We start from the raw sequence: 26,203 nt of genomic DNA on the forward strand, positions 1-26,203 counted from the left end.
CAATTTTAGTATCATGTCTGGTTGAAGAATTATCATTGAATCTCACGCAAAGGCGCAAAGACGCAGAGTAAAGACGCAGAATTTTTTGATAAGTAATTAAGCGGACTTGATATAAGATGTAGGTTTGCTAGTTGATTGACATCAGATGTAATAATTTCTGGTTTAATTGATAATTGTAAAAATCATGAAAAAAGATTTCTCAAAAAATTATTAATCGTCATGGTGTCAAGTAACAAATGCGATGCTCGTTCTTCACGTTGGGGAGAGAATTATATTGCAAATTTGACAGGTGAAATAGTAGCAGTAGAGGAAACAAAAACGGGCATCAAAGTAAGTCGAGTAAAAAATTTAACGGACAATTGCTCAGTAGATGAACTGTATCGCCATCCAAAGATACTCCGAAATGCAATTAATATGATGTATGAAAAAGGTTTTCGCCACGTTTTGTACATTGCTAAAACACCATTTTCAGAGCAATTGCGTGTGACAGATCAACAAAACGAACTATTCTTCATGTCGCCGCAGATTATCAAATTTCTTAAGGAAATTGCGGCAGATCTAGTAATATATCCGGTTTTGTACGACAGTTATAGCGCTCTATGTATCGATAGTCATGCAAAAGAAAAAACATTATATGTTCAGGACGTGCGACAGTTAAGTAACGTATTTAATGATCCAAATCGCTCGCAGGTAATATTTTTTAATTTACTAACTGTAAAGACTCTTGAAAAAGATAGGACTTTCTATAACATGGTAACGACTTACTCTACTTTGTTGAACGCTCATCCTGGTGATGCGCTAGATGTAAATAAGGTTATGGATGGTCTAATAAAGGAGGGTCCACTAAAAAATGACATCATGTTTTACTTAACACTATTTCATTATTCAAGATACGAAAAAAAACAGAGTAAATCGGAACAGTTGTTACCTAAACTCGATCCGCTTAATGATATAATAGGAGACAGTACAATTGGTAGGTCATCAGCGAAAAGCAGACATTGTGTCCCAGGAGTACAGATGAATTATCTCGCATTTATAACAGAAGTTTACAATGCCTTGGGAGCTTCAATTCTAGAAAAAGATGCAATTAATGACGTTACCAATTCATCGGAAATTTCTCTCTCTTTCATTGATGTAATTGAAGAGTTTTTGAATAAAAACGAAATAAAAGATCCTTTCACTCAATTGCCAAAAGATTATCAGATTTTTTTAGTTGAAAACCATAATAATCCAGTACTAAAAGAGCAAATTAAATCATTACTTGAAACTTCTGGTTGGATTATTGAAAATGGAGCGATCAAGCTTCCATTTTAGTTAAATAACGAGAGATTTTTTTCATGAAAATTAGAGAAGCACAAGGACATCTTTTTGAGTTGGCATTTAACGCAGGAATATGGTTCTTGCGTACTTAGCGTGCTAAATTAATATCATAGTGCCAAGAAAGTAAAGCTCTAATTTCAAAATTGTGAAAATTCCTGAAGCCAAATCCACTTCGCTTTATTAACTTCAATTTATTATTAATTCCTTCTACTACGACCTTCGTTGTTTTTCTCTCAAAATATCCAACTACTTCTCCAAACCACCGTTTAATTGTTTTGACACTTTTTTGATAATAAGGTTCAGCTTCCTTTAACCAATCGATTAGTCTTAACATTCCTGTTCCTAAATCTTCGCTCTTATCAAATATATCGTGAAACTCTTCTTTCAATGAATGCATTATTGCTATTAAAGGAGAAGCTTCTCTAATTTTATCTAATTTATCTTTTTGCTTTTCTGTCAGCTTATTCTCACCCTTTAAAATTGTAAATTTATTCCCTTTTAAACTTTCAAATACTTTTTCTCTCTCTGGCACATTTAATTCAGATGCTATTTTCTTTTCTGCTATTCTAACTTGATTTAACTCTTCATGTATGACTTTTGTAACATGGAATCTATCTACCGTTATCAGGGCGTTTGGACAAATCTTCTCGACTAAATATTTATAGTTTCCTGTCATATCAATACTAACTTCTTCTATTTGAAGAAGAACTTTTTCTCCCCACTGTTTCATAATCTTTTCGATTTGAATTTGTTTTCTTTCTTTTACCAATCCTATTAATTTTCCTGAATCTATGTCTACTAGCACAACAATAAATTTACCTTGTCCTTTGACTAAACTAATTTCATCTATTCCTAACCTTCTCAAATTTGTTAAATCTATCGGCATCACATTTTTCGCTACATCCTCAATCATTGAATTTACTTCTTCATCAGTTAATCCATTATTTCTGGCTACACTACTTACATTACTATTAATCACTTGTTTAACAATGTTTTCCGCATATCGATGTGTATATGTCTTTTTTGTTCCTACAAAATTTAGCTTCTCACTAAATGTTTTTCGACATTTTTTGCACTTAAATCTTCGTCTATTTACATCTAGTATTACTTCTTTATCTCCCATTGGTAAATCTTTAACTAAATATTTTTGATTTTGATGTAGATGTTCTGACCTTGTACCACAATGTGGACAAACAGCACTTTTCACCTTTTTATGTACTGATATAAATAAGACTTGACCCTCTTGCAGGCTTGATTTTACTACTACTTCAGGTAAATTTAAGAGTTGGGTCATTATTCTTTTCATAATTAGCTTGACTCAAAAATATTAGCAAATATATTAATATTTTAGCACGCTAAGTACGCAAGAACCACTTTCTTTAAGAAATATAATGATTACGAATATTTATTCTGTTTGTATTTCTTTCTGATTCGTTGTATTTGCTGTTGAAACTCAGCTCCTTTTTCAGGATTAACCATAACTACAAAATTTGCAAAACCAGTGACTGTAGCAAGAATATCTGAAGAATTTCCCCAAGACTTGCCTTCTAGTCCATCTTTTTCTATCTGATAGAGGGTTGCACGGAATTGCTTTAAGGTTTTCTTGGAGATATTGAGTGTGTCGTTGACAACGACTCCGGTGACTTCTTGCTGATGGGATTTTCGTAAAATTCTGGTTTTCTGTTGGTTAATGGCAAAACCTTCATAAATGACTGCGGATTCTGTTCGTTTGAGGATATTACAGATATGACGCAAGCTATCTCCGGATGCTGAGAAGGTGAGGTCATCAGCATAACGCGTGTAAGTGTAACCTAATTCTTGTGCGATCGCTGTTAAGCGTTTGTCGAGACGGCGACATAGTAAGTTAGTGATTGCTGGGCTTGCGGGCGAACCTTGGGGGAGGTGGCGTTCATCTAGTGCGACATAAGTCGAACCGTGTTGCGGGTAAAGACATCGCCGAACTAACTTGTAAAAATCCTCTTACCCAACTATCTGGTAGATCGATTTTGACTTCTTTGTAAGCTGCTTCATTGGTTGTTTGAACTTCAAAACCGGAAGGGTCAACTTGCAACTGAGTTGTTTTATAACTACGGACTTTCTGAAACTCATCATAAAGTACTGCTGAGTAATCAACATTTGTTGTACCGCAAGCAAATTCACTGATATTTTTAAAGACTTCGTAAACTGCAAAGCAGTGTCTTTACTAACGCTTGTCATCCATCCTGGTAAATCTTCCCGAAGAAGACGCACCAAGAAGTTGTGAACGCCTTCATGTCGCTCGGTAATTAGCAAGACTTCGATAAAATCCGATGCTAGCTGTACGGCAAAATTTGGGTAACATGTTCCCAAACGGCGGATAATAGGTTTGATTGCATTGCGAATCTCTTCTACAGGATTCACTGCGATCGCTACTATCAAAACACCCTCCTCACCCATGAGTTTCTCATCTGGTAGCTGTCCAAACAATCTAATACCGAGAACCCGTAATGATTCATGAGGTGAAGCAAGGAGTGACTCAATGATTTGTGGCGGTAAATTTTCAGCCCTCGTTTCATGATTAATTAAAATACGAACCCCTATTTCTTGAATTTCTACTAACGGGTGATCTAATAAATCATTGACAACACTCAAACCCAAACTACGTAAGTATGGTGTAAAACTCAAGAGAAGGGTCTCGCCAATTTCTTTCGCTAACTCTCCTCCCCTATCTGGTGTCAATGCTAACAACTCAGCAATAATACGCCCAATCAAAACTCTAGCTTGTTTGTCATTAAGAATCGAATAACCTAAAAGTCTACGAGCAAAGAGGCGTGTTTCTGTTTGTTCGCTAACGATCAACGCTGCTATAAAAATGCTGTCTTCAAGAAAATATTCGCGTTTTTCCTCAATCCAACGATAAGCTTGGGTACGAGCGCTTTGTGACAAGCAATTTGCTATAGCAATTACCAATTCTTTGTTTGGCTGTTTGGAGTTGTAGTTAAAAAGCGCTAGTTCAAAACCAAATTGTGCTGTCACTTCATAAGGTTTTTGAATAAGTTTTATAAGGATGTCTACATCAATTGATGCACAAAGTTTGTGACAATACCTTAAAGATTTAGTAGCAAAATTATGTACCGGAAGACACTGACTTTTTAATAAAAGTTGTAGCAATGCTTGTGGGTTTTGTTGCCAAAGTTCCGGAAAAGCCTCTTCTCTTGTTGTTGGTTCTGCATTACCAGGTTTATACCCTTCCCGACAACGCCAAGCTGTGGAATTCAGCTTTAATTCATAGCGAGAACTGTTTTCGTAGAGGATATGGTTAAAGGTTAAATATCGAGCATATGCATCCCAGTTGCGCCTTATTTCAACGCGAGTCCAGTTAGGACGTTCCCAATGATAGAAAACTTTTTCCCAAGCAGGTTCAGCATCAGCATCAGAATACTGAAGAAGAATGCTAACAGCCATTCTTACATATTCAGCATCGCTTTCTTCTCCAAGTTCTTTGAGAGTGCGCCATACCCGACGACATAAATATTGGCGAGTGTTGCTGCTGTAAGCAATTCTTGATTGAGGATGTTTGAGTTCTTCTTCTATCTCATTTTTTACTTCATAGCGTTTAGTAACATGATTGTAATTGCGATAAAATCTCTTGAGGAGATAGGTGTTGTCTGACAACCTTACAGAGTCTCTGTTGCTAGAAAAGTTTGCTTTCTCGCAATCAAAACGATAGGCAAGAATACTAAAGACTTCCGCATCATGACGGTATTCAGCGACTTTAAAAATGTGGCGCAGTCTTTGGAAGTAATTTGGTTTGAAAGGTGCATGAGAAATAATATCAAGTAGTGCTGGGCGAACGTGTTGGTTATCGATTTGATAAATCTTATCGAGCACCTCATAACGCTTGTAGTCATGGTGATTTAAATAATAATTTAAAGCTGTTTTAAATTCTTCTGCCGCACCATGTCGCGCCAATACACGCAGTTCTGGTGGCAAAAACTCTATTAATTCCATTTGCCAAGCCGCTTTAGCTTGTGGATTCGAGAGTTTCTGGATTGCTTCAAAAGCAATACGGTTGATAAATTCGGGAGTGGAAGGATTTTGATATAAATGCATGAGTGCGGGAATAGCTGCGCGATCGCCACACCAACCTAATGCCCAGGCAATACAATAATCTCTCAGAGGTTCGCCGGTGCCAATCAGCTGGAGTAGTAAAGGCGTGGCTTCAGAAATTCTCAGTTCTCCAGCACGCCAAATTGCCCTCTCTAGCTTCCACTTACTGGGCTTATTGTTTGCAAGACGGTTGAGAATTGCCTGTTTGCGCGGATCTTCGCTTACAGCTGGTGTTGTTTGCAAGGCTTGAATCTGTGGGGAGGTGCTAGTTACTGGGATGGAAATATCGCGGTATCCTTTCTTTGTTTTTTCCGCAACTAGCTTGTCAAAAGCTTTTTCTGCTTCTGCTAGAGATACAGGCTGAGTCGTTTTCGTACCTTCTTTAAGATTTGTGCCACGTCGTCCATAGCGAAAATTGACGACATAGCGCCCCTCATTTATTTGGCACAAATCCACTTCGTAAACTTTATCTGATGTCCCTTCCTGGCAATGAAGGGTTATACGTTTCATGAGTTTCATTTAACACCACTAACCCACTGACTCTTGTAACTTTCCATTGTCGCTTGCTTTTCTTAGAGTCGCCAGATGATAGATAGATTTTGAGAAACAAAAAAATCACGCGCTGTTTAGCGTTGGTTCTCCCTTCGTAAATCCCTCAGGACTAAACGTCTTAACTCATGCAGCAGGAGTACTCCTAGTTATCACTTCATGGAAGTCAAACCGGATAGTAGGAGTACTCGCGCCAAGTTACGAGACGGTTAGTGAAGTTGTTTCACAACTGAACGCATGAACGGCGATCCACCGCATCTTAGACAGTACTTCCATTGTCCTCTGCTTTTATAAGAGTTGCCAGATGCACACTGATGAAAATCAGCTAATTGTCCAGTGGCATTTACAGATAATAAACCTCTTTTCACTTCATAATATGTGATACAACTTAGGAAAACTTGATTGCCACTTCGAGTCACCTGTTTTAACTTATTGTCTACAGTTACATTTTTTTTAAGATGTAACTAAAAATGTTTGTATCTAATAAATAATCCACTATCTTATTTTCCTTCTACAGCTTCATCAAATATTTTTATCTGTTCTGGTGTTAAATCATTTAAAGTACCTGAAACAGCTTCTAAAGTCAATAAATTCTTAATTCTCCTTGTTAATTTATCTTCCGAAATAGCACGAAAATCTTCAGGTAATAATTCACCAAAAAGGTTGACTAAATCTATAATTCTTTTCTGCTTTTTCAAGCGTACCGTATAAAAGCTACTGCCTTTAAATAACTTCTCTACAATTGGCGAAATGCGGTTCGTAAGTTCTTGAGTATAGTTAGATACTTCTTGCATGAATTCATCCTCAATTTTGCGATCTAGTATTTACCTTTGTATATTTAATTTTGCATAACCACTTATGGAACACCAGCATAGGTAAAGAAATTAAAACCCTCAACGGGCATACTGTACGAGAATTATCTGGGATGCTGTATGAAGCAGGGAGAAAAGCCGTTTCTTTAGAAGAAATGGAGACTGCGATCTCTCAGTGTGCAGGAGAGTCAGCTTGAAAGGACTCGATACTAACGTCAGAAATGCGTTTTTTGGTGCGGGATGACGAACAGCAGTGGCAAATTGCCGATCGCTACATTAATGAAGCCTTGCAAGCTAATGAACCTTGCTTGATTAACAATATTGTTCTGTGTGAAGTGGTTTGGGTTTTGCGAACCAGTTATAAACTAAGTCGAGAAAAACTCATTGACACGCTGGAGAAGATTTTAAGAGCTAATATTTTTGTGTTTGAGAATCGAGAAGCTATAGAATGGGCGATCGGGCAAATGAAATCTGGTAAGGCAGATTTTTCCGACTACCTAATTACCCGACTCAACCAGCTAGCTGGTTGCCAGGAAACCGCATCTTTTGATACTAAATTGAATCAGTTAGAAGGAATCAAATTGCTCTGAAGTGAGCCATCAAATAACGGTTCTTATCAATTTCAGTAGTTTTGATAAGTAAGTTTGCTCAGATCCCCGACTTCTTCAAGAAGTCGGGGATCTTGCAGCGCCTTACAATTAATGAAAGTCGCTTTCTTGTGGTTCCAAACTATACCAGCCATACCAGTGACGAACTGCAAGCCAAATTGCTGAAAGAAAACCCGCAAGGCTGAGGGTTAGACCGCTGTAGGGTACTAACAACCCAAAGATGGGAAACACAGCACCGGAAATTGTGCAGATAATGGCTGCTAGGGAAGCATTACGGTTTGACCCCAAACCCCATGTTAAAAATACCAAGATAAGCGATATGAAAGTCCAAGCTATTGGGGGACTCATGAGGCGGCTGAGATAGGTCAAAGTTAGCAAACAAGCAAAGAAGATTCCACCTGCAATTGCGACGTTTCTTAAATTTATTGGTAGTGATAAATATAGCAATAATATCCACCAGAGAAATATTGCTGGTGCTAATAAAAGCAAGCGGGGAAGGACTCCAGTATCGCGAATGGGATTAGTGTTGGTAAAAACTCCAAATGGGTTTTTGACAGAAACGTTATCATCAAAAATCCATGTAAATCTGGTGCTTCGTCCATCAGTTTCTGTCTCACTTGGTACAATACCACTGGCAAAATCGGCTCCGACAAAGTTTGCGATCGCCTTCAAGCGAAAGTTAGAAAGTAGCTGTCCGTTAGAGTTATAAACCCAACGCGGTCCTCCTTGAGCTTTGTAAGTCACTCTCAGACTTGTTTCTTGACCGGGCTGTAGTTGAATTGGAAAACCATAATCGCCTGTATTGGTTTGTTGTAAGCGAGTTCCATCACGTTCGATTTTGTAGCTTTGCAATAGGGAATAACCAATAGGTGGTTGTGCTTCAAAGAAAAAACTATTAATATCTTTAAGTGGGTTAACTATTTTATAGTCAGCAACATAATCTACTTTATATATTGCACGGCGAGCTTGAACATCTGCGCTTTGATCGATTTTGACTTGAATTTGCGAACCATTTAAGGTCAAGAAACGGTTGACTTTTTGCTTATCATTGACTTTGACTATTTTGCCATTAACTTGAGTGTTATACGTATATGGTTCTTCGGTGATGTAACGCACTTGGGGTGCCATTTGTTCTAGTCTTTCGCCTGCAACACTCTCTGCAACTTGAGCAACTTTTGCCTGTTCCCAATGATGGTATCGGTTACCTAAAGTGGAACAGAGAAAAAATCCTCCTACCATCAGTACTAATACCAGGGTTAAGTGTTGCAATCCTCTCAGTAGTTGGGAGTAAGTAACAGCCCATTCTCCGATTAAAAGGGCTTGTTGCTCTTGGTTTCGATGTAGGACAAAACTTAACAGGGCAATTGCAATTCCTAGAGCGATCGCTAGGAATACTAGTAATAGTGAGGCTTTGAGTAGATGATTCCCGAATTGAATAAGTTCGGTAGGATGCGTTAAATCAGGCAATCCTGGGATGCCTTTGGCGGATTCAAACATGGGCGAGTGCTTGAGTAGAGTATAGAAAGAGACTTAATATGTGTCTCAAAAGTTTCTTGCTTTTTTAATCAATTTGAACCGCACCCTGTAGCTGATGGACGCAGATGGAAATTAGTAGCACTGGTCACTGGTCACTGGTCACTGATTTAGTTGGTCTTAAACCAAAGAGGATGAAGCCGCAGGCTAACAGGATAAACACACTTATAGCTTTGGTGGATATTTCAACAATGGTTTCCATCCAAATAGGACCTTGAGGAAGTCCTTTTGCAGTGATTACCAAAATCTTTGTTAAGCCAAATACCGCACCTAGAAATTCACCACTGACACCTACATAAGCACTAATAACTAGTAGCCAAAAAGTCATTGTAGCCATCCATTGCGGTATATTAAGGTATGAGAAGGTTACGCCTGTAAATTTCGCTTTGACTTTTACTGATAACAGACGATAACAGTTGTAACGAGCTTGTGTGAGGATCTCTCTCAAACGTACTCATTCTAAGTCCTCCCATGAAAGACTGCTTTCAGATGTACTGGAGATACCCTCTCTAGCTTATATTGTGATTAATTAGACAGTCTGTGATGTAATTATGTCTTTTGATTGTCTGATTTAAACCGACCGGCAACAAACTCTCGCTTTTGCTTATGCTTGGTTTTGCGTCCAGTCACTCGTTCCCGCCACATCCGAAAACTGGATGCTTTCATTTCACGACGCATCAGAGCGATGACTTCTTTTTCTGACACCCCAAATTGTTTTTCTATTGCCTCAAATGGTGTTCTGTCTTCCCATGCCATTTCAATAATGCGATCGATTGTGTCGGTATTAAGTTCGGGTAATTTCATAAATGACTTTGAAGAGGGGTCAGGGGTTAGGGGTTAGGGGTTAGGGGTTAGGGGAGAACCCAGTGCCCATTTTTATGACGTTTTGGTGTACGCAGTTCATTATGCTTACTTAAATTATATATTACAAAGGACACAATTGGAAATACATAATTTCCAAGCGTGCCCTTTAGCTTTGTTTGGTAAATCAGGAAAAATATTCTTAGTGAAGAAGCCCGTAATAATAAGCTGTTGCAAAAAGGAGAATGACTAACACTCCTATTGAAGCGTTAAGCGCAAGCTGTATGGGAATACTTTTTTCAGGATCGTTCTGTCCGTGGTCTTGAACGGTAGATATATTGGCAGGTTTTGGCTCGTAGTACGGTGGCGTTGGACGATCGGTCGTAGGATGTTGGTGAGTTGGATGATCTTGATCTCTCATAGCGATCTTCGTGGATGTTCACCACCTAATTTACTTGTGCTGCTGTAAACTTCATCTAGCAAAAGAATTACGCCCATGTATACTTTGACCCAGCGCAAGCAACCAAATCCAGATACAGTAGTGACTCTAACTCTGGCTTTAACTGCGGAGGAACGGACTCGCACCCGTCATCGCTTTGAAACGGAGGATGGACAAACTGTCTTTGTTCGTTTACCGAGAGGGATGGTATTGCAAGACGGAGAGATTTTGCTAGATGAAACGAGTGGGGGTTTGGTGAGAATCACTGCCAAACCAGAACCTGTTTTGACGGTCACTGCCCAAACACTGTTAGATTTACTTAGGGCGGCTTACCATTTGGGAAACCGCCATGTACCTGTAGAGATAGCAACAACTTATTTACGGTTATCTCCCGATCCAGTTTTACGCACAATGCTTGAACAACTTGGGCTGGAAGTCAAAGAAGAAATTACACCTTTTCAACCTGAATCGGGTGCTTATGGACACCATCATGCTCGCTGAAAATCATCTTTTGTGTCTTTTACAACTGGCTAGCCCTGCTTTGCCAGTGGGTGCCTACAGCTATTCTGAAGGATTGGAAACATTGGTGGAAAATGGCACAATAAAAGACCGCGTCACCTTGCAACATTGGTTGGAAGCAGAGCTGCGTTACGGGGCAATTCGGTTAGAAGGTGCTGTTATGATGCGGGCTTATCAGTCTGTGAAAATCAGCGATCTAAAGGGGTTATCCTATTGGAATAGCTGGTTATCTGCCGCTCGTGAAACTGAGGAGTTACGCGCTTCTAGCTGGCAAATGGGGCGATCGCTCATCCGACTTCTGGTAGAATTGTTACCACAGATGGTGTCTATTACAGATGCTGTTGGTAATCCTTGCAATTATGCTGTTGCTTTTGGGATTGCTGCTGCACATTGGAATATTGAAGTACGAGCAGCACTATTAGCATATTTACATAGTTGGGCAAGCAATCTGATAACGGGTGGTGTAAAACTCCTTCCTTTAGGACAAACTGCAGGACAGCAAGTCCTGCTCTCGTTACAAGAATTACTTGTTGTTGCTGTAGAGGAGATTGTGGAGTTAGAAGATGATAACCTTAGCTGTTGTAGTTGGGGCTTATCTTTAGCAAGCATGGCTCATGAAACTCAATATACAAGGTTGTTTAGGAGTTAGTAGTTAGTCCCTTCTGCCAATTTTTCTGTGATTCTGTTACAGGCACTTGACGACGCATTGTCCCCTCAAAAAGAGCGGAACCCTCAAGCCCCTTTATTAATTGAGGGGTATTAGGTGATATCCCATAATAGGGTTCCGCTCTTTTTGTACGTGTTAGACCCCCGTGACTTATCCTTAACGTTTAGGTACTATAAAATTATAGTGGTAGGTCGAACCAATGAGCAAGAGAAAGAGAAAAAACAAGGGCAAGAGAAAAAAAGGATTATCAGAAATAATTAGAACTGATGTTTGGGATTTGGCGACTAAACCAGAAGAAAAGCAACAACTAATTATGACGATAGAGGAATATCGAAGATTCCTCAAGCCTCTTGTTTTAATTATAAATGCTCAATGGATAGAACTCGCTGAGTTATCTGCAAAGGAAAGGGTTGCTGCTGTTGAGAAGATAATACACAAAACAACAGATAATCCAGAGCCTAAACATAACTATTATCAAAAAGTCATTTATAAATATCCGTCTTTCCGAAAATTCCCAAGTTATTTAAGAAGGGCTGCAATTGCAGATGCTCTTGGCATAGTGTCCAGTTTCCAGACCCGTTACAGAGAATGGCAATCTGGTATTCGTTCAAGGCGCGATGCTAAACCGCCAGTGTTGACAGCAATGTGTAACTCTTATCCATCCTTATATAAGGGTCAACAAGTTCGTTACGGCTTAAATTACAGTTCGGTAGATATCAAAGTGTGGAATGGTAAAGATTGGGTATGGATTAATAAAATACCAGTTAAAGGATGTGGTGACAATAGACATCTTGTAGTTGGCAATGAAATGCAATCTCCGGCATTAGTGGTCAATAAAAAGACTTGTCAATTATCTATGCCTGTGAAAATACTCAAAGTGAATAAGGAGGACTCAGATGACGTTTTAGGTGTGGATTTGGGTATAAATAATGCGGCAACTTGTTCAATCGTTGGTCGTGACGGTACTGTAAAGGGAAGATTGTTTATCAATCCAGCTAGAGACATAGACCGACGCAATCAACGACGCATGATGATAGCTCATAAATCCAAGCAGACCAAAGCAAGAATTGGAAAAGATAAAAAACTCCCCAAGGGTTTTTGTAAAGGACTATATCGCAAATCTTCAAAGATCAATTTGGAGATAGCCAGAAAAATTAGTAAGAGAATTATAGACTTTGCCAATCTCCACAAAGTTAAGGTAATTGTTATAGAAAACCTTGAAGGATGGAAAGCTAAGGCAGGTCGGAAGAAATCTCTAACTAAACAAAAATTCCATCTTTGGTGTCACCGAAAAATAGTAGAGACATTAACTCAGAGATGGACTGAATTGGGAGGGATTGTTCAAACTATCAATCCTAAATACACAAGTGCTTATGCTTATGATGGAAGTGGAAAAGTCAAACGGAATAAAAATAATTATTCTCTGGCAAGATTCACTACTGGTAAAATTTACCAAGCCGATCTATCCGCATCATATAACATTGCCGCCAGATATTGGTATTGCTCGTTAATAGGTGATAAAACCTTCTCTAGAGTATTCGAGGACAGAAGTTCCACGAATAAATCGCGGACGCCGATAACGCTGGGGACGTTGTGGAACCTTTCGGTTTCATAGCGTAAGAATCCCCAACCATAATCTTTGATTTGGTTGGTGGTGCGTTCAAGACATCCACCCAAGTAAGTTGCCTCGTCTTCGTCACTTTGACGCCGTTGGGGAAGTCCAGTCTTCAGATCGAAACGGACAATTTGATGCTTTAACAGCACGTGTGCAAACTCGTGCATCAGGTTTGACTCACGCCTTGTAAGTGCATGGCGTGGGTTGTGTATTATCCAAAGGGGAGCTTGGCAAATCACTGCTGCTGACCATGCGTCACTATTCAGTAGTACCGCTACTTGCTCTTGGTCTGCTTTAGGAATCTTCTCAGGTGTAAAAACTGTTGCTCTTAATTCTTTTGCCAGAACGTCTGCGGGTAGTGACTCAAACGCCTGCAATCTCAGCAAGCTGCGCCTCTCGGTCGCAATTCCCTCACACTTTCGCATAAATGCAAATGATAACCTTTGAGTTATTGACACGATTTCTAGGACTCCTGCTTTGGATTAGTATTACTTTGGGAAAGGTCGTGATATGCTGCCTTAACCAGAGATGCTAATGCATTGGCGATCGCTGGGTCTAAATTCTTATCAGCTCTCAGTTGTATTGCAATAGCGTCAGGAGTCTCCAAAACAGAAGGATTCCCTGCCTCTTCTGTATTCTTGATAAGTTCGGCGGGTGGCACTTCTAGCCAGTCACATAGTAATAAAAAGGTTTCCATATCCGGCATTTTACCGTTTTCTACTCGCGAAAGTGTGGATGGACTAATATTTCCAATTTCCTTGGCAGTTTCGCGCAATCCTCTGGTGCCGCGCTTAGTGCGAACTATCGTTGCCAATTGGTTCATATCCAAGTAGCTTCCCACAATCGTTCCTCATTCATCAAGACTGGTGCGTTTACTCGAATCAGAAGACTTGTTTCATCTCTGAAACATTTGTGTTTTTCTTGACACGGATTTGGAGATAAGATATGGTTGTGTCAAATTCATTGAACAATTGTATCACAAATAAAACAGCGATCGACTGAAAGTTGGCTTCGCTTCAGCACCGCTTTGTTTATCAATGAGGGCATTATGGCAAAAGACAGCAACAATTTTGACTATCTTGTTGTGGGTTTGGCAGAATTTTTCCGTCAAAACCATAACTACCCCTATCCTGACTTGTTACAGCATGCCTGTAACAAATTGGCATTGAAGATGACAGCCACGCCGTACCCTCGCACCCTTGAAGGTCTTTTTTCTCTCCTAGGAAAACCTTTGCTAACATGGTATCCATTGGAAATTCCCAAGGAATTTGACCCAGATTTCGGCTTGATATACGATAGAGCACTGAGCGAGGAAGCAAGCCAGTATCTCTATGAACAGTTGTTGGAACGCTTTTATGCCACAAGGGATTATCAAGAACACTTGCAACGCGGACAGCCACACTGGGGCGATCGTTGGTTGGGAACTGCTTGCCCTCTACAAGGTCGGCTTCACTCCAGTGATATCATTGACCGTTTAGAGGGTAAGCCACTTAAGCCAGGAACCGAGCCATGTCACTCCTTAAAAAAGGCACCTGATGGCGAACATAATATAGTTGGAGGCAAACAACAAAAAACTGAGCGTCCACATCTATGTCCTTTCTTTAGTGACGACTCCACACATTCCCCTGGGTACAGGGTGAATGTGGGCTTCTTAAGAAATTAGGAAGTACGTCATTAGCCTAGGTGGTTCGTTACGCAAGAAATCACCACGTTTAACCAGAATATATAGGTACTTCAGAATACAGAGAGTAGCGTCTCGATCCCTAGTTCTGAACTCTACGACCAGTGATTAAACATTTCTACAGGAAGAGGAAAAGTGTTGCTGGTATAAAACCTGGATAAACATTGGCAAAGGGAACCACGCTGTAAGGCGATTACCTGTTTATTAGGAATACAAATCATGAAAGTCTACGTTGTCAACAAACACGGCAAACCGTTAATGCCTACGACTCCCCGTAAAGCTCGGTTGCTTTTGAAGGAAGGGAAAGCCAAAATTTATTGTCGCGCTCCATTTACCATTCAATTAATTTATGGTTCTAGTGGTTATACTCAACCAGGAAATTTAGGGATTGATGCAGGTTATCAAAATATTGGGTACAGTGTAGTCAACGAGAAAGAAGAATTAATTGGTGGTGAAGTTCAGATGTTAAAAGGTGTGTCTGAACGATTGACAGAACGAAAAAAATACCGTCAGCAAAGAAGAAATAGAAAAAGATATCGTGCGCCAAGATTTGATAATCGTAGGCGTAAAGACAATTGGCTAGCACCAAGTATTCAGCACAAACTAGATACTCATCACAAAATCATTGATAAAATTCAGAAAATAGTTCCAGTCAAAAAAATTACGATTGAAGTAGCTAGTTTTGACATTCAGAGAATAAAGGATGCTGAAATCCAAGGTGTGGGTTATCAACAGGGAGAAAAATATGGCTTTGATAATTTACGTGAATACATTTTGCACAGAGATGGGCATAAATGTCAAAACCCCAATTGTAAAAATAAAGATGTCAATCCAATATTAGAAGTACATCACTTAGGGTTTTGGAAAGAAGACAGAACAGATAGACCTGCCAACCTGATTACCTTATGTAATAAATGCCATGCATCCAAAAATCATAAAAAGAGTGGTTTCCTTTGTGGATGGGAGCCAAAGCTGAAGTCATTTAAAGGTGAAACCTTTATGACAACAGTTAGATGGCGTTTGACTAATGATGGACGATATAGTTCAACTTATGGCTACATCACCAAAGGCATTAGAAGAGAATTTAAAATAGAAAAATCTCATCACAACGATGCATTTGTTGTTGCAGGTGGTACTATTCAGAAAAGAGTAGAATCATTAATCCTAGAACAAATTAGGCGAAATAAGCGCTCGATGGAGCAGTTCTATGATGCCAAATATATTGATAGTAGAGACGGCTCAACTAAATCTGGTTCGGAATTATCCTCAGGTAGGAGAACTCGCAACAAACAAAAAAATGGTGAAAACTTGAGACTTTACCGGAAACACAAAGTATCAAAAGGGCAACGTCGAATTAAAAAATACCGTTACCGATACCAACCCAAGGATTTAGTTCAATTTGAAGGTCAGGTATACGAAGTTATTGGAATGCAAAACTTAGGTACTGGTGTGAAGTTGAAAAACTATCCTGGTGTCAAAAATAAGGTGGTTAACGTTAATAAAGTCAATCCTGTTAAAAGGAGATCTGGTTTATGTCAAATCGTGCCGTAATTGGCAATTCCTCATCGACTTCACTCCCGCGTTAACCTACGGTTAACATAAGTCGGAAGTCAATTCGTCATTGCCCCAAGATTCATCTCATCATTCCTCTGAGTACAGAGTGAATGAGAGGCTTCTCTTGGATTAAGCTAATTGCCCATCGCAACAGGTGTACCGCGATATGCCGCTTGCCCGTGTTTGGGTCACAACTCCAGGCGCAATGTCAATGGCAGGTTTACCCCGTCACCTTGAGTTACGACCAATTAAGATAGGCGAACTTGTTTACGAGCAGTCGGATATCGTTATCTTTGATGAGGTAGACACGGTTATTAAGTGGTTTGACGACGTATATGCTGAGGAGGTTTTACTTACAAATGGTGGTGTATTTGATGAGATCGGTGTGAAGACTGAGGATTATATGCGATTCAATCGGAATCCACCACCGCTAACACAGCGATGGACAGGTGCGGAACGCGATGCCCAAAAAGCAATTACTGCTACCTTAACACTATTAGATAAGCGTTCCGGGCATGAGTTTTTACGTCAATGGATAGAACGCGGCTACTTTACGCCCAACTCCCTCTTGTTCAAATTTGCTCGTCGTCTTACTGGACTCGAAGAGTTCGATCCCCCAGATATTTCAGAGGAACAACTGAAGGCAAACACTCAGCGCGTGCAGCAGACTGTGCAGTATTTCGATGCATTGCTTGATGAAGATCCTTTAATCAGACAACCCCGATCTAATCCCAAAGTTGACAGACTTGCACTTCTCGTTCAACAAATTAACAGTATTGGCGAAAGCGCAACCGATCGCAATATTCATCTTGCTTGCAAAGCTTGGATACTTGACTTTTTTCCACATACTGAAAGACAGTTAGCAGAACTGCGAGCAGAACTAGAGAAACGTCAAAATAATTCACAACAGCCAGCCAAGAAAAAACGGCGAAATCCTTTAAAAGAGAACGAATTAGATCCAGTTGACACTCTCGAAACTCTAGCTTATCGTCTACAATTCGCTCTCACAATTGCTTTGTTAGATCGACACACACGAATTGTTTTTTATGAGTGGCATAACAGACCATCCAAACTTGAGGAAGAGCCACCACACCGCCGAATGCCAACTGCAATGTTAAATATATTACCACTTCCTCCTACAGGGCGGCAGTTTGGCACTTATTATTCTCGAAAAGATGACAGTTTCAACCAATCTGAAAATAGCAGCGAAAATGCTCTATCTTTGTTTGCCTACACAAACATTGGTCGTTACTATGTTTTGAATTTCCATCGCTTGCTGACAGACTTGGATGGTCAGCGTGGACCTAATGTACTAGCATTATCAGGAACTTCGTATTTGCCACATTCAACCCGCTTTCATGTAGGCAAGCCGCAAGGTATTTTAATGCCAGAGTCAAAAGCAAGAGAGGCAATTGCCTCTAGCAACTTCAAATTTCTACCTCAGCAGAAACGGAATGACGAAGCCATACGCATTTCTGGGCGGCCAGAGCGTCAAAAAATGGGATTGATTAAGGAGATGGCACAAGCACTAGTTGCTAACAATGGCACGGGATGCTTAGGACAAGAACTAGACAGACTAAAGCTCTTAAGCGAGGGTGACCCTAATTCTTGGGAGGATAGAGGACGCCTACTGTTACTTGTCAATTCCTACCCTCAAGCACGTTGGACAGCAAACGAAATCAGGGGTTGCTGGTCGAGTATGAATGAATACGTGTACCACCTTACACCAGATACCAAGGAAATGGAGGACGGCTTTGACATTCAAATGGTAGGAGAGTTTGGTGCGCTTAAACGTGCTGACATTGAAACCTTTGCCTTGACAGGAGGTAAAATCCTTGTTGCACCAATTAATTCCATCGGGCGTGGGTTCAACATACTAAATAAAAATGGCAAAGCAGCTTTCGGATCGGTGTACTTTCTCACCCGTCCATACCCACACCCACATGATACGCAAGCAATTGCACAAGAGCTAAATTGTCGTACTCTAGATTGGTTAGAGGATGAAAATTTTGTTGCTTGGCAAGAAGACGGAGTTTTACAGCGTGCCGAAGCTGTACGTCAACTTGCTGCACGCTATTGGAGATCGGTAGAACATCGCTCCTACTACAAAACATTGCGTAATAATGAAGAATTACGTGCTTTTCCGCGTCATGACCTTGCTGCCACGACTGCTGGGTTAATCATTCAGGCAGTGGGTCGTCTTTTACGTGGAGGTGTTCCGTTCCACGCCTACTTTGTTGATGCAGCTTGGGCACCAAACAATGCCAAACAAGAGCAAGCTGACACACCACGTACAAGTTTGTTGGCGGCAATCATCGACTTACTTTGTGACTACGTTGATAAAAACCCAATCTGTAAAGCCCTATACCAACCTTTAGTTGATGCTTTAGTAAATATCGACAACTTTACTTGGGAAATAGATGCAAGAGATAAGGAAAGCATATGACAAATAAAACGACGTTACCAACGGCTGCGCTACCTGCTCGCATGAGCTTAATAGCAGATGAACTTGTGAATTTGGATATTGCCGTGCTTTCATTCCCTTTTGCTAAAGAGGTAGCAAAATTTCGCTATGAAATGGAGCGCGTACTATCTCGGAGCAAAAAACCTCCAGTTCCGCCACCATATCGTCAGTTGAATAATGCGTTGCTTGCCTGTGTGCCTACCTTAACGCACGGCTTTGAGTATTTTGAGGTAGAAAACTCTATTCCTGTGTTTCAAGCACTAGCTGTGGGAACGCCAGAAAATCCACTATTAACGCCTGCTCCTGATCGGATACAACAGTTAGTACAAATTTGGGACCAGAAGTGGACACAGCAATATCATAACAAAGGCAAAAAAGATGAAATAGATAGCGTCTGCGATCGCTTTTTAGAAACAGTAGAAGTCATGCCGACAAACTGGGAGTGGAAACGCATCAAGCCAGAAACACTGGTTCGCGATCTCAATGCAGAAAAGGGGCTTGGTTTTCAAGCAATTCCGAGTCTTCTAGCAACCCGACTTCATGGGCAGAAGTGCATTATTCGGTCTGGACGAAGGGAACAAGAAATCCAATGGCGTAAAGTACAAGGTGGCGGTTCCGACAATTACGTGATGCCTTTCTTCTTAAGGAAGAGGAGAATTTTCCAGAGCACATCCAAGTTTCACAACTCTGGATTAACAATTCAGATCTTCTAGGACCACTTGATAAAGCTGGGCTTACTCCCAAAGATGGCAAAGATTTTGATAAGCAAATGCGGAAGCAACATGAATCGAAGCGGGATTTATGGCGTCAGTTTCTACAGCAACATATTACTTCTCTTAGTCATCAAGAAACAGATCCTTATTGCTTTGCCATTATTGAAATTGGTCAGACTAAAAAGAAGGAATTTCTACCTCAACAAAATATCAAAGGAGCAGTCCGAGAAGCTTGCGTTTTGGAGAAGATTAACTCGCAAATGATACAGACGGTTAAACCAAAAACAACTGAGAAAGAAGACGACCAAGAAAACACGGAGCCTACTTACAGCAAACAGACAAAAGGGCGTGTTATGAACGCTGTGCTGGACGCAACATTACGTCAAGTAGGAGCGCTCTATGGACTACCATCTGAAGTTTATGCATCAGCAAACGTACCAGAAATTACTGCCCAAGAATTAGACGTTGTTGCTTTTTGTCGTCGAAAAATCAATCGCTATCCGCGTGACATCCACTATGCTCTTGCCGTTCGTTTACGTGCAACAGGTGAGGTGGATACACTCCTTCCTGGTGCGAGCGATTGGACTTCTTATACACAAGCAGGAATTGCTGTTGGAAAGTTATTTTCCGATGCACGCCGCGATCGCATTGAAGAAAACAAAAAGTGCGTTCAAAGTAGAATCCGGTTAAAAGGCATAGAGTTAGTGCAGTTTGTAGCAGACGTACTCACACAACATTTAGAAAGACCCACAATTGTGCTGATTGAAGCTGAAGGATGGCGTAACGAGCGCGGCGAAGACAATGATAGCAAGAACTGGTTTCAACTGAAGAATGAGTATCTACTGGCACAACGGGATGTCTTGAACTTTCATCATGTTCCCGGTCATAATTGCGAGTATACACGCGATAATAACCAATTAATTAACTTGTTGTCAGTGGTTCGTCTAAGAACCGGGAATGAGACGCCGCAGTATATCACTAATAGAAAAACTTGGGATGAAGATGCTCTATCTCGAGATTTTAAGCATTTAAGTGGTTTCTTAGACAAGACTGTACCAGAACTACTGCATTACTTCTCCGTGGGAGGGTTACCCAACACACAAAAAGGTCAGGACAGTAAAACTTCACGGGAACTTTATATGCTCGATTCTCAAGACGATGAGTACGGTGCAAATATTGCCTTCAAACATCAGCAAATGATGGAAATTGTACCATTTTTTGTCCGCCCAGATTTTCAGGCAGAAGAATATCTAAAAGTATTGTGCCGAGTGCCACACTATATGCGAATTTCACCAGCATGGTCAATGGGAAATATTCTTTACCCTTACCCAATGCATTTAGGCAAACAACTAATAGACGATTGCTTGTGCATTCTTGGTCTAGACGATTAACATTACCTTGGGGTCTGGCTTAAATACATATCTTAAGCCACTTAAGCTTTGTTTGGAAGGAGATTGAGTCAATACCCCCCAAGTAGTGGTTAGTGGTTAATTGTTAGTGGTATTTTTAAACAATTAACCACTAACAACTAACCACTAACTAACAACAATGAACGCTTTTCGAGTCGGTGTTGCGGGACCTGTGGGGTCGGGAAAAACAGCTTTAGTTGATGCTTTGTGTAAGGCAATGCGCGATCGCTATCAAATTGCGGTGGTGACTAATGATATTTATACTCAAGAAGATGCTCAATTTTTGGTTCGTTCTCAAGCTTTGGCAAGCGATCGCATTTTAGGAGTAGAAACAGGAGGTTGTCCTCACACCGCTATCAGGGAAGATGCTTCGATGAATTTGGCTGCGATCGAACAGTTGGAGATGCAGTTTTTGAACTTAGATTTGGTATTTTTGGAGAGTGGCGGAGATAATTTGGCAGCAACTTTCAGCCCAGAATTGGTAGATTTAACGATTTACGTTATAGATGTTGCTGCTGGTGATAAAATTCCCCGTAAAGGTGGTCCTGGAATTACTAAATCAGATCTGTTGGTCATCAATAAAATTGATTTAGCTCCCTATGTCGGTGCAGATTTAAGTGTGATGGAAAGGGATGCTAAAAAAATGCGTGGTGGTAAGCCTTTTGTTTTTACGAACTTGAAAACTCAAGAAGGTCTTGCAGAGATAATTCAATTTGTTGATATAAATATTGGTTAATATATTTTTCTAGATTTTTTTACTACATTTATAGGAGTTCGATTTGATTTTTGAAAAATTACTGAGCCTCACCAAACCACGGTATCTCCCAGATACAGGGTTTCTGTTCCGGCTTAGGAGAGCAGTATTGGGATTGCTATATGTATCTTCTGTAAGTAAGTGAATGTAGATGTAGCGAGCAAATATTTATCTACCACGAAATTTTAAAAACCCTTTATTGTTCTTGTTTGTTTCTTCATATTTTATTCAAAAGATTTTTTCTAATGTACTTAAATAATCAATCTACCCAATGACTGCTAATTTCATAGTAAGTCAGGCTTGAATAATATACTTTTTGAGGATTTAAATGCAAGTATCGTTGTCAGGGAAAACTACCGAACAGAGGCTACATCTTCATTATTTAGATGGCTGGCGTGGACTAGCAGCTTTGTACATCATGCTGATTCATATAAATCGGTACATGGGGGACGAACTCCCAGTCTTTTTCCTAATACTAGGAAAAGTTTTGCGATATGGGCATTTTGCTGTTGTCGTTTTCACTGTTCTTTCCGGCTACGTTTTAATGTTACCGATAGTTCGTTCGCAAAGTGGTTACTTATCAGGAGGATGGTTGACATATCTTAAGAAGCGATCGCGAAGAATTTTGCCACCTTACTATATAGCGCTTGGGTTTAGCATACTATTAGGAGTTTTCATAGTACAATTAGAAAATTTTTCCATTTTTTAATGGCATGAATCTCCTGAGTATGGAGAATTTCATCCAAGATTTTCTTTGAATGATGTATTCACTCATCTCTTACTCATTCATAATTTCAGTCGCAGTACACTTGGTTCTATTAATGCACCGATGTGGAGTGTTGCTGTTGAGTGGCAGATATATCTTCTATTTCCTCTATTATTGCTACCTGTTTGGAGGCGGTTCAATTTATTCTCAGTTGTTGTCGTTGCTTACTTAGTTGGCGTAGTACCATTCTATTTTGTGACAGGATTTGATGCAGTCCACTCCTGGTTTTTAGGCTTATTTGCTCTAGGAATGGCAGCCGCAGATATTGGATTTTCTCAGAAACCTACCTTCATCAAAATAAGAACATTTTTACCTTGGGATAAGTTGGCAATAATATTCGCTGTTGTTGCCTTCATAACAGAGTGGCAAAAACTAGGCTTGAATGAATGGATTAGCGATAGCTTTTGTGCGTTAGCAACTGCTTGTTTGCTAATTTACTGCACTAATTTCATTATGCTAGGAAAAAAGAGACCATTCGTTTTACGGTTCTTTGAAACTCGTTGGCTAGTTGCATTAGGGGGCTTTTCCTACAGTCTCTATCTCACTCATGGCGTGATAGTAACAGTGGTAGGTAATGTTTTGCTGAATCTTCAATTATCACCAGTTAGCTTTTTAACTATATTTTATTTAGTTGCTGTACCACTATCAGTACTAATGGCTTACTGGTTCTATTTATTATTTGAGCGGCCATTCATGTCTAATTTTTTGCAAAAAAATGTTAGTAGTTAGTGGTTAGTGGTTAGTAGTGTAGGACAGGCGTCTCGCCTGTCATCCTTAGTAGTTAGTAGTTTAGGAGTTGTTCGCGCTACTAGAAAAAATCTCCCTATGTAACGAAATGTAAAACTTCTAAATTCTGTTCTTAGTCGCTCTTTAGCGAAGACAGCGCAACTACAAACTAGTGACGATTATTTGCGCTGACTTACTTAAGTTTTAACAAAATATATTTAAGTCAAAATGTTTAAAAAAACTAGTTATCCCTAAATACAAGTGCCAGAATTGAAAAGATATTTATTAACCTAGCAACTGTATCTCTGAGCAGGAAAACAATGGCAACTTTTGAAGTTATAGAAAAAGAAGGCTTGCGCTTAGTCAAGGTTATTTTACAAAACGAAACAGTGCGAACGGAATCTGGCGCTTTGTACTATATGCGTGGCAACATTACCATGCAGTCTAAAACACCTTCAGCAGGTGGCTTTCTGAAATCTCTAGCAACTGGTGAAAATATTTTTCGCCCTACTTATACAGGGACTGGAGAGTTGTATTTAGAGCCTTCTTTATCTGGATTCCATATTATGGAATTGAATGGTACTGAATGGATTTTGGATAGTGGGGCTTATTGGGCAAGTGATGGTAATGTAGAGGTTGGCGTTGAGCGCAATAAGCTACTGTCTGGTTTGATTGGCGGTGAAGGCTTGTTTCAAACAAAAGTCAAAGGTAGGGGTCAAGTGGTTATGATGGCGCAAGGACCTGTAGAGGTAGTTCAATTACAAAATGACCGTTTGGTAGTTGATGGTAATTTTGCGATCGCCCGCACAAATACATTAAATTATCGTGTTGAGAAAGCAACCAAATCAATTTTAGGTTCGATGACTTCTGGTGAGTTTTTGGTAAATACTTTTGAAGGAACAGGCACTATCTTGCTTGCTCCTATACCTTACTGGCAAGTGAAGTTGCTTCGTGAAATTACAGCAGCAATCCCTAAAACTTCAGGTTGATAATAAGCAGACTAATTTATTTAGAAGGCAGCTATGCAGAAGGCACTCACGCTTAAAAGCGTTGGTTTGAAACAAGGAGCATGAGCGCTGTTTTCTTGGGAGCATCCTAATTTGGAAAAAACACGCTTGCGATTGAAATCACAGCTATACAATCCCTCGTCCGCAAGACAAGGACTTAATATTGAAGTCCACGTAGGTGGACTTTGTTTGTATAGCAAGAGAATTCTATTCTGAGGGTTTTTGCCAAAACGGGATGCTCCCGTTTTCTTTCCTGTTGTTCATTTACTAGAGCAGACTATGTTTCGTTGACCAAACTGAAAGAATTCGGATTTTTGAAATGGCTGAATTGTTACTTTAGTCAGACCAGTAAACAAAATTTGTGAGTCAAAGTTAACTTAAAGCAAATTGGTACAATATGACAAAGTTAACGATAGGAATTAGCATTAACAGGATTAACCAAGGATTCTTGCCAAGCTTCTTCACAATATTTACAAAGGCAATCAGCAGAAAAATTATCGCTACAAAATTCACAAAAGGAATAAACAGTCCAATAATCCAGTAAGGTGACTGATCCCCTGCTTTGTACATGATCCAATATTGGAGAATAGGAACCCAGGCAAACCAAGCGTTCTGCTCTCCTAATTTTTCGTAAATTTTATAAAAGCAGTAAGAAGTGAAAACGTATGCAGCAAGACCAAAAATTAAACCTAATAATCCTCCAAACGCACCTCCTGCATCAGCAGAAGAGCTTTGATTGCTCTGGGCAAGAAAATAAACTAAGCTCCAATCGTATATTGCAAAAAGCATTTTTTTCTCAACTAAGGATATAAAAGCGGAGTTGTAATCTTTTTAACTTCAGATTTTCTAAATTAGGAATTTTTTTATAAAAGTTTAAATTTTATGTTAATGAAAAGATACAAAACCATGTTACAATATGCGCACTTCTCAAACACACAGAAGTGTGTATTACAGGTGAGCATCAAACCCGTTATTCTAGAGTATCGGTACAGTAATACCAAAAACCCGGTTCCTTCGAGTTGAGCCTACGACATATCAAGTTTGACCGCAGAGAGAAACCGGGTTTTTTGCCCCCTTTTTGATGATTGTACCGACGCTCTAGGCATAATTCTGAGGAAGCATGACAGCAACCATGGCTCACCACATTCTCAAAGCTACCAAGGAAACCGTACATTTGGGTGGTTTCTCTCACCTTTTGCCACCAGCTCTAACAATTGATTCTGGCGATACAGTTGAAGTAGAAACTTATTCTGGTTATTACGTTTACGACAAAGCACCGCCAGATTTTCTGACGCCAGCATTCCTTGACATTTGTCACAATCTTCCACAAGAACGCAAAATAGCAGCAGGACCTCATTTACTGACAGGACCAATATATGTGCGGGATGCAGAACCTGGGGATGTGTTAGAAGTGAAGTTAGAAGCAATTACACCAAGTTTACCTGTAGGCTTTAATGCGATTCGTGCAGGTTGGGGGGCTTTACCACAAATCTTTCATCAATCTGCTTTGAGATTCATACCTCTTGACTTAGAGAACAAGATTGCAGAATATCCTCTAGGTAGCGGTATTAAAATTCCTCTCAAACCTTTTTTTGGAATCCTTGGTGTCGCCACACCAGATGCATCTCGAAGTTCAGTTCCTCCTGGTTACTATGGTGGTAACATCGATAATCGAGAACTACAACCTGGTTCTAAAGTGTTTCTACCCATTTTTGTTCCAGGTGCTTTATTTTCTATTGGGGATGGTCATTCAGCACAAGGTGATGGTGAAGTTAATGTCACGGCAATTGAAACTTCTATGAATGGCACTATCCAACTAAAACTTTACAAGAATTTGCAACTCACAATACCAATTGCTGAAACTCCCACGGATATTATTACAATGGGATTTGCTCAAACATTAGATGAAGCATTAGAACTGGCTTTAAAAAATATGATTTACTTCTTAGAATGCTTCGTTAATTTGGCACCAGAAGATGCTTATGTATTGTGTAGTTTAGCTGTAAATTTTCGGATTACTCAAGTGGTTAATAGTCCACAAAAAGGTGTTCATGGAATGCTACCCAAGTCTATTTTATCTAAAGATTTTTCGTTTCCTTTGTCTGTTAGATAATACCTTGTAATGAACCACTAAGACTTCAAAAACGCTCATAAAAGATTAGGTTTTTTGCCTCTTT

General features: G+C 39.9%; 23 protein-coding genes and 3 pseudogenes. 15 read left to right on the plus strand and 11 right to left on the minus strand.

Features of this window, described 5'->3' with window-relative positions; all coding sequences use genetic code 11:
- Positions 1-135 precede the first annotated feature (135 nt).
- On the plus strand, positions 136-1,314 hold the full coding sequence (locus WA1_RS21835) for a hypothetical protein (RefSeq protein ID WP_026134784.1): 1,179 nt from the start codon (positions 136-138) through the stop codon (positions 1,312-1,314).
- A gap of 94 nt (positions 1,315-1,408) precedes the next feature.
- Here the strand turns inward: WA1_RS21835 and WA1_RS21840 are convergent, their stop codons facing one another.
- The 4 genes and pseudogenes from WA1_RS21840 to WA1_RS21855 form a co-directional block, all read right to left on the minus strand.
- Positions 1,409-2,626, minus strand: a complete 1,218-nt coding sequence (locus tag WA1_RS21840; protein WP_201789109.1) for an ISL3 family transposase — start codon at positions 2,624-2,626, stop codon at positions 1,409-1,411.
- An 89-nt stretch (positions 2,627-2,715) separates the two neighbouring features.
- Positions 2,716-3,195, minus strand: a pseudogene (locus tag WA1_RS21845) (RNA-dependent RNA polymerase family protein); the annotation flags it as partial.
- 105 nt (positions 3,196-3,300) lie between these two features.
- A complete protein-coding gene (locus WA1_RS21850) occupies positions 3,301-5,919 on the minus strand; it encodes a WGR domain-containing protein (protein ID WP_272819197.1) in 2,619 nt (872 codons plus the stop codon).
- 539 nt (positions 5,920-6,458) lie between these two features.
- Positions 6,459-6,752 carry a hypothetical protein gene (locus WA1_RS21855; RefSeq protein WP_017744562.1) on the minus strand — a complete coding sequence of 98 codons (294 nt, stop codon included), beginning with the start codon at positions 6,750-6,752 and terminating at the stop codon, positions 6,459-6,461.
- Positions 6,753-6,802: 50 nt separating this feature from the next.
- Between WA1_RS21855 and WA1_RS57150 the strand changes: the two genes are divergently transcribed.
- Entirely contained in the window at positions 6,803-6,967 is a 165-nt protein-coding gene (locus tag WA1_RS57150; RefSeq protein WP_158516675.1) for a hypothetical protein, read from the plus strand.
- A 24-nt stretch (positions 6,968-6,991) separates the two neighbouring features.
- Complete coding sequence (locus WA1_RS21860; RefSeq protein WP_017744561.1) at positions 6,992-7,360, plus strand: PIN domain-containing protein; 369 nt, start codon at positions 6,992-6,994, stop codon at positions 7,358-7,360.
- Between the two features lie 108 nt (positions 7,361-7,468).
- Here the strand turns inward: WA1_RS21860 and WA1_RS21865 are convergent, their stop codons facing one another.
- The 4 genes from WA1_RS21865 to WA1_RS21880 all read right to left on the minus strand — a co-directional run bounded on the left by WA1_RS21865 (position 7,469) and on the right by WA1_RS21880 (position 10,133).
- Entirely contained in the window at positions 7,469-8,875 is a 1,407-nt protein-coding gene (locus tag WA1_RS21865) for a hypothetical protein (RefSeq protein ID WP_017744560.1), read from the minus strand.
- 124 nt (positions 8,876-8,999) lie between these two features.
- Positions 9,000-9,239, minus strand: a complete 240-nt coding sequence (locus tag WA1_RS21870) for a hypothetical protein (RefSeq protein WP_148662740.1) — start codon at positions 9,237-9,239, stop codon at positions 9,000-9,002.
- Positions 9,240-9,460: 221 nt separating this feature from the next.
- Positions 9,461-9,715, minus strand: a complete 255-nt coding sequence (locus WA1_RS21875) for a TIGR03643 family protein (protein ID WP_017744558.1) — start codon at positions 9,713-9,715, stop codon at positions 9,461-9,463.
- Between the two features lie 199 nt (positions 9,716-9,914).
- Complete coding sequence (locus WA1_RS21880) at positions 9,915-10,133, minus strand: hypothetical protein (RefSeq protein ID WP_017744557.1); 219 nt, start codon at positions 10,131-10,133, stop codon at positions 9,915-9,917.
- 75 nt (positions 10,134-10,208) lie between these two features.
- Here WA1_RS21880 and ureE point away from each other — a divergent pair, with 75 nt between their 5' ends.
- The 3 genes from ureE to WA1_RS21895 all read left to right on the plus strand — a co-directional run bounded on the left by ureE (position 10,209) and on the right by WA1_RS21895 (position 12,952).
- Complete coding sequence (gene ureE / locus WA1_RS21885) at positions 10,209-10,652, plus strand: urease accessory protein UreE (protein ID WP_017744556.1); 444 nt, start codon at positions 10,209-10,211, stop codon at positions 10,650-10,652.
- Positions 10,630-11,319, plus strand: coding sequence for an urease accessory protein UreF (locus tag WA1_RS21890; protein ID WP_017744555.1), 690 nt, complete (start codon positions 10,630-10,632; stop codon positions 11,317-11,319). The genes ureE and WA1_RS21890 overlap by 23 nt, the downstream gene beginning before the upstream one ends.
- A gap of 217 nt (positions 11,320-11,536) precedes the next feature.
- Positions 11,537-12,952 (plus strand): IS200/IS605 family accessory protein TnpB-related protein, encoded by a 1,416-nt coding sequence (locus tag WA1_RS21895; protein ID WP_017744554.1) that lies wholly within the window; start codon positions 11,537-11,539, stop codon positions 12,950-12,952.
- Between the two features lie 107 nt (positions 12,953-13,059).
- Here WA1_RS21895 and WA1_RS61765 read toward each other — a convergent pair.
- A pseudogene (locus WA1_RS61765) lies at positions 13,060-13,377 on the minus strand (ImmA/IrrE family metallo-endopeptidase); the annotation flags it as partial.
- A 38-nt stretch (positions 13,378-13,415) separates the two neighbouring features.
- The gene (locus WA1_RS21900; RefSeq protein WP_026134783.1) at positions 13,416-13,793 is read right to left on the minus strand and encodes a helix-turn-helix domain-containing protein; all 378 of its coding nucleotides are present in this window, start codon (positions 13,791-13,793) and stop codon (positions 13,416-13,418) included.
- Between the two features lie 207 nt (positions 13,794-14,000).
- Between WA1_RS21900 and WA1_RS21905 the strand changes: the two genes are divergently transcribed.
- The 8 genes and pseudogenes from WA1_RS21905 (at position 14,001) to WA1_RS21940 (ending at position 24,008) form a co-directional block, all read left to right on the plus strand.
- The gene (locus WA1_RS21905) at positions 14,001-14,615 is read left to right on the plus strand and encodes a hypothetical protein (RefSeq protein ID WP_066612964.1); all 615 of its coding nucleotides are present in this window, start codon (positions 14,001-14,003) and stop codon (positions 14,613-14,615) included.
- Between the two features lie 237 nt (positions 14,616-14,852).
- Complete coding sequence (gene iscB / locus WA1_RS21910; protein WP_017750198.1) at positions 14,853-16,184, plus strand: RNA-guided endonuclease IscB; 1,332 nt, start codon at positions 14,853-14,855, stop codon at positions 16,182-16,184.
- Between the two features lie 169 nt (positions 16,185-16,353).
- The gene (locus WA1_RS21915) at positions 16,354-18,633 is read left to right on the plus strand and encodes a hypothetical protein (protein WP_017744552.1); all 2,280 of its coding nucleotides are present in this window, start codon (positions 16,354-16,356) and stop codon (positions 18,631-18,633) included.
- Positions 18,630-19,364, plus strand: coding sequence for a hypothetical protein (locus WA1_RS21920; RefSeq protein ID WP_017744551.1), 735 nt, complete (start codon positions 18,630-18,632; stop codon positions 19,362-19,364). The genes WA1_RS21915 and WA1_RS21920 overlap by 4 nt, the downstream gene beginning before the upstream one ends.
- Positions 19,343-20,755 carry an RNaseH domain-containing protein gene (locus WA1_RS21925; RefSeq protein WP_272819440.1) on the plus strand — a complete coding sequence of 471 codons (1,413 nt, stop codon included), beginning with the start codon at positions 19,343-19,345 and terminating at the stop codon, positions 20,753-20,755. Before WA1_RS21920 ends, WA1_RS21925 begins: the two co-directional genes overlap by 22 nt.
- Positions 20,756-20,912: 157 nt before the next feature.
- Positions 20,913-21,509, plus strand: a complete 597-nt coding sequence (gene ureG / locus WA1_RS21930) for an urease accessory protein UreG (RefSeq protein WP_017744549.1) — start codon at positions 20,913-20,915, stop codon at positions 21,507-21,509.
- Between the two features lie 346 nt (positions 21,510-21,855).
- A pseudogene (locus WA1_RS21935) lies at positions 21,856-23,022 on the plus strand (acyltransferase family protein).
- A gap of 317 nt (positions 23,023-23,339) precedes the next feature.
- Positions 23,340-24,008: an AIM24 family protein gene (locus WA1_RS21940; RefSeq protein ID WP_017744546.1), complete on the plus strand. Its 669-nt coding sequence runs from the start codon at positions 23,340-23,342 to the stop codon at positions 24,006-24,008.
- Between the two features lie 390 nt (positions 24,009-24,398).
- On the opposite strand, the gene WA1_RS21945 is transcribed toward WA1_RS21940, so the two are convergent.
- Positions 24,399-24,815, minus strand: a complete 417-nt coding sequence (locus tag WA1_RS21945) for a DUF5684 domain-containing protein (protein WP_017744545.1) — start codon at positions 24,813-24,815, stop codon at positions 24,399-24,401.
- 343 nt (positions 24,816-25,158) lie between these two features.
- Between WA1_RS21945 and WA1_RS21950 the strand changes: the two genes are divergently transcribed.
- Positions 25,159-26,139, plus strand: a complete 981-nt coding sequence (locus tag WA1_RS21950) for an acetamidase/formamidase family protein (RefSeq protein ID WP_026134782.1) — start codon at positions 25,159-25,161, stop codon at positions 26,137-26,139.
- Positions 26,140-26,203 lie beyond the last annotated feature (64 nt).

This window comes from Scytonema hofmannii PCC 7110 (genome assembly GCF_000346485.2).
GTDB lineage: Bacteria > Cyanobacteriota > Cyanobacteriia > Cyanobacteriales > Nostocaceae > Scytonema > Scytonema hofmannii.